At 65.2% G+C, this 10,098-nt stretch carries 4 protein-coding genes and 1 pseudogene; 3 read left to right on the top strand and 2 right to left on the bottom strand.

The annotated features are described in order from the left end of the window. Positions 1–252: 252 nt before the first annotated feature. Entirely contained in the window at positions 253–3,567 is a 3,315-nt protein-coding gene (locus tag Q0216_RS01400) for a chromosome segregation SMC family protein (protein WP_298592347.1), read from the bottom strand. A 350-nt stretch (positions 3,568–3,917) separates the two neighbouring features. Between Q0216_RS01400 and Q0216_RS01405 the strand changes: the two genes are divergently transcribed. The 3 genes from Q0216_RS01405 (at position 3,918) to Q0216_RS01415 (ending at position 9,336) form a co-directional block, all read left to right on the top strand. Beyond that, positions 3,918–4,943, top strand: coding sequence for a 3-oxoacyl-ACP synthase III (locus Q0216_RS01405; RefSeq protein ID WP_298592343.1), 1,026 nt, complete (start codon positions 3,918–3,920; stop codon positions 4,941–4,943). A gap of 85 nt (positions 4,944–5,028) precedes the next feature. Beyond that, positions 5,029–8,046 carry an alpha/beta fold hydrolase gene (locus tag Q0216_RS01410; protein WP_298592345.1) on the top strand — a complete coding sequence of 1,006 codons (3,018 nt, stop codon included), beginning with the start codon at positions 5,029–5,031 and terminating at the stop codon, positions 8,044–8,046. A 33-nt stretch (positions 8,047–8,079) separates the two neighbouring features. Then, entirely contained in the window at positions 8,080–9,336 is a 1,257-nt protein-coding gene (locus Q0216_RS01415) for an NAD(P)-dependent oxidoreductase (protein ID WP_298592349.1), read from the top strand. Positions 9,337–9,499: 163 nt separating this feature from the next. Here the strand turns inward: Q0216_RS01415 and Q0216_RS01420 are convergent. Next, positions 9,500–10,098: pseudogene (locus Q0216_RS01420) on the bottom strand (DNA-formamidopyrimidine glycosylase); the annotation flags it as partial.

Consider the following 10,098-nt stretch of genomic DNA (forward strand, 5'->3'; position numbering starts at 1 on the left):
AGCGAAACACCACGCAACCGCGGGTAGGGCGGGGCGGCGTTCGCACATATCCCCCTATAGTACCCGGGCGCAGGCGGTGAACAGTACCCTGGGGTGCACATGACCATTCCTAGGACATGTGACGTTCGCCGGGTGGGTGCGCGCACGGGTATGGGGTGGCTCGTCTGGCAAGGTTTAGAGGATGGGCAAGCGAGGCTAGGCAGGGGCGCGCGGGTTGAGGGGTGTGCGGTAGGGTTAGGCAAGCGCGGCGAGCTACAGCAACTCGCGCAGCTCCTCCATCTGCTGAGAAAGCACCGTCGACACACCACCGCGCATCGACACCCCGTACAGGGTCTCCGCAATCTGCATCGTGCGCTTCTGATGCGTAATCACAATCAGCTGCGAACGCTCCCCCAGCTCACCAATCACCTGCAGCAGGCGCGACAGGTTACGGTCATCCAGCGCCGCCTCAACCTCGTCCAGGGCGTAGAACGGCGAAGGGCGAGACATATAAATCGCAATCAACAGCGCCAGCGAAGCGAGCGAACGCTCACCGCCGGACAGCAGCGACAGGCGCTTAACCTTCTTACCCGCCGGGCGCGCGTGAATCTCCACACCCGAATTCAACGGATCGGACGGGTCGTCCAGCTCCAGGTGGCCCTCGCCTCCCGGGAAGAGAGTTTCAAAGATGCGGCGGTAGTGGGTGTTAATGTCCTCCATCGCGGCGGTGAAAACCTCCGCAATGTGGCTGCTGACCTCGTCCATGACCGTGTTCAGGTCGCGGCGGGTCGCCTTCAAATCCTCAATCTGCTGGTTCAGGTAGGCGTGGCGTTCAGAAAGCGCCTCGTACTCCTCCAGCGCCAGCGGGTTAATGGCGCCGAGCGCCTCCAGTTCGGCGCGGGTTGCCTTGAGGCGAGTGCGGACGCTCTCGGTGGAGGCTTCGGTAGTCTCCGCCGCCGCTTCGGTGGCGGGATTTTCGGAGGCGGGATTTTCGGTGGCGGAATTTTCGGCAGTCTCCGCTGCGGGCACGTCAACCGGTAGCTGCTCGGAGTACTCCTCCTGCAGCTGCTCCAGGGTCAAACCGGTCACCAGGCGGGTACGCTCAGCCAGCGCCTGCACACGCTCCTGCACGCGCGCCGCCTCCGTCTGGGTGCGCGCCAGCAGGGTCAGCGCCGCCGCGTGCGCCGCCTGCAGATCCTGCACCTCATCGTTCGTGCTGGTCGAACCCTCCTGGGCGTTCTTCAGAGCGGTACTCAGTGCGTGCAGCTGCTGCTCACGCTCGCTCACCTGCTCGGCAAGCACCTCACCCAAACGCTGGGCGCGGCGCTCAATCTTCGCCGCGGGAGCCTGCTCCCCCGTGCCCGCCAGGTAGGAATCCTCGCGGGTGCGCGCCGACTCGTAGGCGACACGCGCCTGCGCCACGGATTCCTCCGCGGCGGCAAGGCGCTCGTTCAGGCGGGCACGCTCAGCCTGAATATTCTGCGCGGATGCTTCCAGGGACTCCGCCTGGGCGCGGGCGCGGGCATGCTCGGCGCTCGCCACGCCCGCCGCCTTCGCTGTCTCGCGTTCTGTCTCAACCGCCGCTTCTGCCGCGGTCTGAGCCTGCTGAACGGCCTGCTCGGCCTCGTCCAGTTCGGCGCGGGTGCGGGTCACAACCTGGGATGCGGCGCGGTATGCGGCGGCAAGTTCCAGGGGACTGGCGCCCTCAGCCGGGTAGAGCAAGCTGTAGCGGGTGTGCTCGGTGCCTGCGGGGTCAAAAATACGCCAGATAGTGCGCTGACCTGCGCTTTCATTCCCGGTGAGCAGGTGCAGGGCTTGCTCTGCGGAGGCGGCATCCGGCGCGAACAGCACACCCGCCAGGCGCTCACTCAGCGCCGCGGTGACGCGCGCCAGGGCATGCTCGTCGATGCCGGCGAGCGCGGCGGCGTCCTCGCTGAGCGGTTCAATGATCTCGGTTGCGGGGCGGATACCCAGTTCGCGCAGTTCGGCGGCGCAGGATTCGGGCAGGGTGGTTTCAGGCAGGGCGGTTTCGCCGTCATTATTACCGGCAATATCACCGCGCAGCTGCGACACCTCGGCGCCCTCAACCGGCACGCTCAACGCCGCGGTCGCCAGCGAGGTCAGCGCCGCAGACGCCGCGCGGGCATACTCGGGGTCAATCTGCACGGCATCCAGCACGCGCAGCAAGCTCGCGCCTTCGCTCGAAGAATCCATGAGCTCGCCGGTCTCAGGGTCGAACACCGCCTCGGCGGGTTCAGCGCCGAGCTCGGCGGGCGCCTCCCCCAGGCTCTGCACCTCCCCCAGACTCTGGCCCAGCGCCTCACGCAGGGTTGCGGCACGCTCAGCCGCCGCCGCGTAGGCGCGGGTCGCCTCCACCGCAGCGGCGCGGGCGGCATCCAGCTGAGCCTGCGCGCGGGCACGAGACTGCGCAGCCTCACCCGAGGCGCGCTCAGTCTGCGCCACCTCGGAAGCCGCCTTCTCAACATTCTTCAGCGCCGCATCGTAGCGTTCCTCAAAGCTAGCGTAGCTTTCCACCGCGCGCTCTGCCTCTTCGCGGCGCTCCTCAAGCAGTTCCAGGGCGCGTTCGTATCCGGCGCGGGCGGCGGCGGTCGCCTCGGTCAGTTCCACGCGGTAGGTGCGCACGCGCTCGGCGGCGATGGACTGCACGGTGCGCACGCGCGCGGCGGACTCGCGCAGGGTCGACACGGCCTTCTGGCAGGCGGTGACCTCGGCGTTCAGGCGGTTCTGCTCCTGCTGATGCTTCGCGGATGCGGCACGCGCCGCCTCCAGCTGTTCTTTCAGGGTTTCGGCGCGGCGGGCACCTTCCGCTTCGGAGGCGAGAGCCTGCGCCTGCTCAGCCTGCAGAACACCGAGCTGACGAGCCAAAAGTACTGCCTCCAGCTGGCGGATGCGCGCCTGCAGCTGGCGTGCGGTCGCGGCGGATTCAGCCTGCTCACTCAGCGGCTGCAGCTGCGAATCTAGTTCGGCAACCAGGTCGCTCAGGCGGGTCACATTCGATGCCACAGACTCCAGCTTGCGGCTGGTCTTCTCCTGGCGGCGGCGGTACTTGACCACGCCTGCCGCCTGCTCAATCATGTCGCGGCGCTGCTGGGCGGTGGCGTGCAGGACCGCATCCAGCTGGCCCTGGCCGACGAGCACATGCATCTGCTGACCCAGGCCCGCCTCCGAGAGCAGGTCCTGAATATCGGCAAGGCGCGCCGGGGAACCGTTAATCTCGTACTCGCTGCCGCCGGAGCGGAACATGGTGCGCGAAATCTGCACCCGATTAGCGGGAATGCTGAGGGTGCCATCAGAATTATCGAAAATCAGGGTGACTTTGGCGCGGCCCAGGGGCGCACGCTGGGCGCCGTCGCCCGAACCAGCCTCGCCGGAGCCCGCAAAGATCACATCCTTCATGCTGCCGCCGCGCAGACTCTTAGCGCCTTGCTCGCCCATCACCCAGGCGAGCGCATCCAGCACATTGGACTTGCCGGAGCCGTTGGGTCCGACCACCGCGTTAATGCCGGGGGTGAACTCAAAAGTGGTGGCGGAGGCGAAAGACTTGAACCCGCGCAGGGTCAGCGACATCAGGTGCACAAGGGGCCTTTCTGCAAGAGAACTGGTGTGTGCCGGGCACGTTCTGCGGTGCGTGGCGGCATCCCTCTAGTGTACGCGGTGCGGCGGGCGGGCGGCGGTAGCGTGCGAGGGGCGAAGGTGACTCAAAGTTCCTCATTGTGCATCATCTTACGCGCGGGGTGAACGGCGCGTTCATATTGGGTCTACGGATACGGGTTCGCCCGGTCGGTGCGGTAGATTGGAATGAGCATCACGAATTCTGCGGGGCCGCTGTTCGCATCCCCGCGTTTTTCTATGTATCCCACTGACTTCTATTTTCAAGGTCCACACCATTGTTGAATGCATCCGCCGATAAAATTGGCATGAACTCTGACATTCGCCACGCTAACGCAGCTCTGCTGTCCATCACCCACGAGCTGCCTCCGGAGGTCGTCACGAGCGACTACTTCGATGAGCAGCTGGCCCAAACCTATAAGCGTCTGCGCATGCCCAAGGGCCTGCTGGAGCGCCTTGCCGGTATTAGTACTCGCCGCGGCTGGGCTGAGGGTCAGACCTTCGAGGACGGCGTGGTTGCCGCAGCCGAGAAGGCTATTGCGGAGGCGGGCATTGACCGTTCCCAGATTGGCCTGCTGATTAACGCTTCGGTGACTCGCGATAACTTTGAGCCCGCCGTTTCGGTGGGCGTGCATGACCGCCTGGAACTACCGCGTCACGCCCTGAACTTCGATATTACGAACGCCTGCCTGGGCTTCGTAAACGCGATGACTGTCGCCTCCACCATGATTGATGCGGGCGCTATCGACTACGCCCTGATTGTGGCTGGCGAGGATCCTTCCCCGTGGCACCGTACCGCGGTGCGCATCCTGAACAACCCCGATTCGACCCGCGAGGATGTGCTGGCGCAGTTCGCGACCCTGACCCTCGGTTCGGGTGCGGCGGCGGCTGTGATTGGTCGCGCTGACCGCCACCCGGAGGGCCACCGCATCATCGGTTCGGTGTCCCGCGCGGGCACCGAGCACCGTAACCTGTGCATCGGTGGCGAGGCTGATCAGGGCATGAACACTGACGCCGAGGGCCTGCTCAAGCACGGCCTGGAGCTGGTAGCGCAGGCCTGGGAGCAGGCGCATCAGGACGGCTGGGAGTGGAACGACATGACCTCCTACGTGACCCATCAGATTTCGAACGCCCACACGAACGCCATTATTGAGGCGGTCGGTATTGAGCGTGAGCGCATCCCCATGACTTTCCCGAAGTGGGGCAATGTGGCTGCGGCGGCTCTGCCGATGACTCTCGCCGAGTGCGCGCCGACCTACACGAAGGGCGACCGTATTTTGTGCATGGGTGTGGGTTCTGGTCTGAACACTGCCCTGCTTGAGATTCAGTGGTAACCCGTTAGCCGGCAGCCCTTAGCCGGCCACCCTAACCTTTGTGCGGTAGACATTCACCGATTCGATCCGGAAGGATTCCCCCAGCATGCGCCATTTGAACTTCCCTAAGGCTCAGCCTCCCTATAACCCGGAGGAATGGGCGGGCGTGAACCCGCGCTACTCCCACTTTCTGGAGGTGCCCACCTCCGCCCCCATTGAGCTGCGGGCGCAGCAGGCTGGCGCGCGCCGCTGGCACTACCTGGATAACCTTCCGGTGCTGGTCGAGCAGGGTTTGGAGCCGATTGGCACGATTCTGTGCGTGCACGGTAACCCGACCTGGTCGTACCTGTGGCGTACCGTGCTGGATGCGGGCGTGAATGAGCGCGCCCCGTGGCGTGTGGTGGCGGTCGATCAGATTGATATGGGTTATTCGGAGCGTACCCACCTGGATTTGGAGGGCGAGCGCCGCACCCTGACCGACCGTATTGCTGACCTGGGTGATTTCACGAAGGCGCTCGGTCTGGATGAGACCGATAAGCCGGTCGTGACCCTCGCCCACGACTGGGGTGGCCTGGTGTCCTTTGGTTGGGCGCTGGAGCATCGTGAGATTCTTTCGGGCGTGATGCTGACGAACACCGCGGTCTACCATGACGGCATTGAGAATATCCCTGCCGCCCTGCGCTTGGCGCTGGGTGTGCACGAGTGGGGTACTCACGATTCGACCGCGTTTATTGATGTGACCCTGGGTTTGGCTCAGAATGAGGGCCGCCTGCCCGCACCGGGTTCTGCCGGTGCCGGGGCGCTTGATGGTGCCCTGCCGCAGCCGAAGGGTAAGCAGCCCAAGCGCCTGTACCCGAGCCCGCTGAACGAGGCGATTTACCGCACCTACCGCGCCCCCTACGCTCATCCGGCGTGGCGTGAGGGTGTGCGTAATTTTGTGGGCGATATTCCGACCGGCACCGATATTCCCTCTTACGCCCCGATGCAGCGTATTGCCGAGCAGATCCGTGATCTGGATGTGCCCGCGTTCTTCCAGTGGGGTACGAAGGATCCGGTGTTCCAGCGCCGCTACCTGTTCGACCTGATGGAGCGCATGCCGCAGGCGAAGGTGCACCGCTACGAGAAGGCCTCGCACCTGGTCATTGAGGATTACGATATTGCTACCCCCATGATTTCGTGGCTTGCGCAGACCTTTGGCACGTTGGAGGATGGTGTGCTGGTTCCGGCGCGTAATGCGGAGGCGGAGCATCGTGCCGCCCGCGCCCGCCGCCACGGTCTTAGTAGCGGCGAGGGCGCCGCCGCTGGTGTTACGACTGAGGGCACTGAGGGCGCTGTTCCCGAGGCGTTCCGCCCCATGCTCGCGGCCCTCACCGAACGCGCCGACGACACCTCCACCGCCGTGGTGGACATGGATCCCAAGGGGGACGGCACCTCCGTGTCTGTGACCCTGACCTGGGCTGAGCTGAACCAGCAGGTCAACGCCGCCGCAACCCGCCTGCACGCCCTGGGTGTGCGCCCGGGCGACCGCGTGAACCTGATGGTGCCTCCGGGTGCCCGCCTGACCACCCTGATTTACGCCTGCCTGAAGCTGGGCGCTGTCATTGTGGTGGCTGATACCGGTCTGGGTCTGCCGGGTCTGACTCGCGCGTTGAAGGGCGCTAACCCGAGCTTCCTGGTGGGTATTCCCGCCGCGCTCAGTGCCGCCCGTACCCTGCTGTGGCCGGGCGTGCGTATTTCTGTGGAGCCGCTGGGTTCGGTGCAGGAGAAGCTGCTGGGTGTTGCCGGTTCGGTGTTTACCGCGCCCGCCGCTGACGGTACTCCGGGTGCGCCGGTGCCCACCCCGACCGTGGTGGAGTTCCCCTCCCCCGTGCCGGATGCTGATGCGGCGGTGCTGTACACCTCCGGTTCGACCGGCCCGGCTAAGGGTGTGGTGTACACGCAGCGTCAGCTGGCGGGTATGCGTGATGCCATTGCGAATACGTACGGTTTTGCGCCCGGTAGCGGTCTGGTGGCTGGTTTCGCGCCGTTTGCGCTGTTGGGCCCGGCGCTGGGTGCTACCAGCGTGACCCCGACGATGGATGTGACCCGCCCGAAGACTCTGACGGCTTCTGCCCTTGCCTCGGCTGCGGCGGCTATTGATGCGTCGGTCGTGTTTGCGTCCCCCGCCGCCCTGGTGAATGTTGTGGCAACCGCCGATGAGCTGAGCGGTGAGCAGCGTGCGGCGTTGGCTAAGGTTCAGACGGTGCTGAGTGCTGGCGCGCCGATTCCTGTGCCCCTGCTGGAGGCGCTCTCCGCTCTGGTGCCGAACGCCTCCCTGCACACCCCGTACGGCATGACCGAGGGTCTGCCGGTGACCGATGTGTCGTTTGAGATGATTCGCCAGGCGATTGCTGAGGGCACCCCGAATGCTGCCGGTGAGGTGCTCGACCCGTTCGCTCGTGATGGCGTGTGCGTTGGTTTCGCGGTCTACGGTGCGGCGGTGGCTATTGCGCCGCTGCTGCAGGACGGTTCGGTGGCGGATGAGCTGACCCATGAGCCGGGTGTGACCGGTGAGATTCTGGTGTCGGCGCCGCATGTGAAGGACCGCTACGATACCCTGTGGGTGACCGAGGAGCAGTCCATTAGCACTCCGGGTTGGCATCATACCGGTGATGTCGGACACCTGGACACTTCGGGTCGTCTGTGGGTTGAGGGTCGCCTCGCGCACGTACTGCTGACTTCGCAGGGTGTGCTGACCCCGGTTGCGGCGGAGCAGTCCGCCGAGTCGCTTTCGGAGGTACGCCGCGCCGCCCTGGTCGCGGTGGGTCCTGCGGGTACTGCCGCCCCGGTGCTGGTCATTGAGGCTTCCGCGAATACCACCGCGTTGGAGGCGCGCCAGTCGGCGTCTGGTCTCAAGCGTGCCCTGCTCGACCGCGTGCCCGGCGCTCACCGCTTCCCCATTGCGGAGGGTGTGGCTCCCTTCGAGCTCTCGCAGCTGGTGCGTCAGAAGGTCGCCGAGGATACCGGCGTGGAGCTTGCCGCGGTGCTGGTGGTGCACGAGCATCCGACCGATATTCGCCACAATTCGAAGATTGACCGCCCCGCCCTGGGTGAGTGGGCGTCGAAGGTCCTTGCGGGGGCGTAAGCGCCTGCCGGATCTCTAAGTCTAAGGAGTATGATGTCCCCTCATTCTTCGCGGGAGTCCTCTTCCCATGAGTTTGCACCCCGCCTGTCTACATCCCGCCTGTCGACTTCGCACGCGGTGACTTCCCCGACGGCTCGTTTCCGCAAGCCGGCGCAGCCGCTGGCGGCACGCTACAGCGACCCCGCCCCGCGTTCATTGCGCCCGATTGAGGAGCCCGACTTTGCGCCGCGCACTGGCGAGCGCATCCTCTTTACCGGTGCGAGCGGCCTGCTGGGTCGTGAGAGCGTGCTTGCGTTGCTGCGTGCCGGCTACGATGTGCGCGTTTTTCAGCGCGGCGATTCGGGTATTGCGGCTCTGCTGCCCGATTCGATTCGCCCGCGTTTTGAGCAGGTGCGCGGCGATATTACGAACGCGCAGGCTGTGGATCTGGCGATGACCGGTGTGAACGGCGTGGTGCATGCTGCGGCGAAGGTTTCGGTCAGCGGCGAGTGGGCTGATTATGAGCGCATCAACATTGAGGGCACCCGCACCCTGCTGCAGGCGACGCTGAACCATTCGGTGTCTTCATTCCTGTACATTTCTTCACCGTCGGTGGCTCATGCCGGTGCGGCGATTGTGGGTGATGGTGCCGGCGTGGCGTCCCCGGAGCATGCGCGCGGTAACTATGCGCGTTCGAAGGCTGCCGCTGAGCTCCTGGCGCTGGAGGCGAACGGTACTCCCCTGCCCGGTGGCGGGGTTTTGCGTGTGGGTGCGTTGCGTCCTCACCTGATGTGGGGGCCGGGCGATACCCAGCTGGTCGAGCGCATTCTGGAGCGTTCCGCCGCGGGTCGCCTGCCGCTACTCTCTGGCGGTACGGGTCTGATTGATACGCTCTACATTGATAACGCCGCCGATGCGCTGGTGCGCGGCTATCAGCGCCTCGACGCTTTTGCGGGCAAGGCGCTGGTGGTGACGAACGGTCAGCCGCGCACTATCGCTGAGCTGCTCGGTGGTTTCTGCGAGGCGGTGGGCGTTCCCGCCCCGCGTTTCTCGGTTCCGGCGAAGGTTGCGGCTCTGGCGGGTAAGGTCATTGAGCGCGTGTGGGAGCGTCTGCCGAAGAACGTGACTGCCGGTGATGAGCCGCCGATGACGGAGTTCCTCGCCGAGCAGCTGTCGACCGCGCACTGGTTTGATCAGCGCCGCACCCGTGAGCTTCTGCAGTGGGAGCCTTCCGTGTCGATTGAGGAAGGCTACGAGCGTCTGGGCTTGTTCTACGGCGACAGGTACAGCGGGGACAAGTACAGCCGCTAGTTGCTTCTGTTCGGGTTGGCTCCCCCGCCCCGGTTTAGAAAAATAGGGTTTAAACGAATGACGGCGTAGCTACATCCCCCATCTGGGAGGAACGTAGCTACGCCGTCATCTGCGTATCTAGCGTGAGTTTGTGCCTATCGTAAGCCTTATCGAGAGCCTTTACTTATCGGGAGCGTGGCGCCCGCTGGCAGTGCGGGCAACGATAGGAGGAGCGGTTCTGGAACGGTTCGCGCACGATCAGGGAGGTGCGGCCCGCCTCCGCGCAACGGTGGCAGGGCTCCCCGGCACGACCGTAGGCATTCAGCGAGCGCTCAAAATAGCCGGACTCGCCCAGCACATTCACGTACAGGGCGTCGAAGCTTGTGCCGCCAGCCGCCAGGGACTCGCGCAGCACCTGGGTGACCGCTTCCAGCAGTTCGCGGGTTTGGGCGGCGCTTAGGGCGCGTGCGGGCTTCGCGTAGTGTAGTCGCGCCCGCCACAGCGCCTCGTCGGCGTAGATATTGCCCACCCCGGAGATGACCGATTGGTCCAGCAGCACCTTCTTAATGCCGCTGGAGGTGCGCAGGAACTTTCGGCGCACCGCCGCGGGGTCGAAGAACTCATCCAGCGGGTCGCGGGCAATGTGCTTGACCGCCTGCGGCACGAGGAAATGCTCGGGCACGGCGTTGGAATCGGTGCCGGGATTGGTACCCTCTTCGGGTGCCATTTCGCCTGCAACCGTAGCGGGTACGTCCGGCACGAGCGGGCTGAGGAACATGCCGC

The sequence above is a fragment of the uncultured Rothia sp. genome, assembly GCF_937976295.1.
In the GTDB taxonomy this organism is placed as follows: Bacteria; Actinomycetota; Actinomycetes; order Actinomycetales; family Micrococcaceae; genus Rothia.

What these genes read in the sequence shown, in the direction of transcription:
- Q0216_RS01400 (WP_298592347.1), bottom strand. Translation starts at nt 3,567, where the DNA reads ATGTCGCTGACCCTGCGCGGGTTCAAGTCTTTCGCCTCCGCCACCACT.
- Q0216_RS01405 (WP_298592343.1), top strand. Translation starts at nt 3,918, where the DNA reads ATGAACTCTGACATTCGCCACGCTAACGCAGCTCTGCTGTCCATCACC.
- Q0216_RS01410 (WP_298592345.1), top strand. Translation starts at nt 5,029, where the DNA reads ATGCGCCATTTGAACTTCCCTAAGGCTCAGCCTCCCTATAACCCGGAG.
- Q0216_RS01415 (WP_298592349.1), top strand. Translation starts at nt 8,080, where the DNA reads ATGTCCCCTCATTCTTCGCGGGAGTCCTCTTCCCATGAGTTTGCACCC.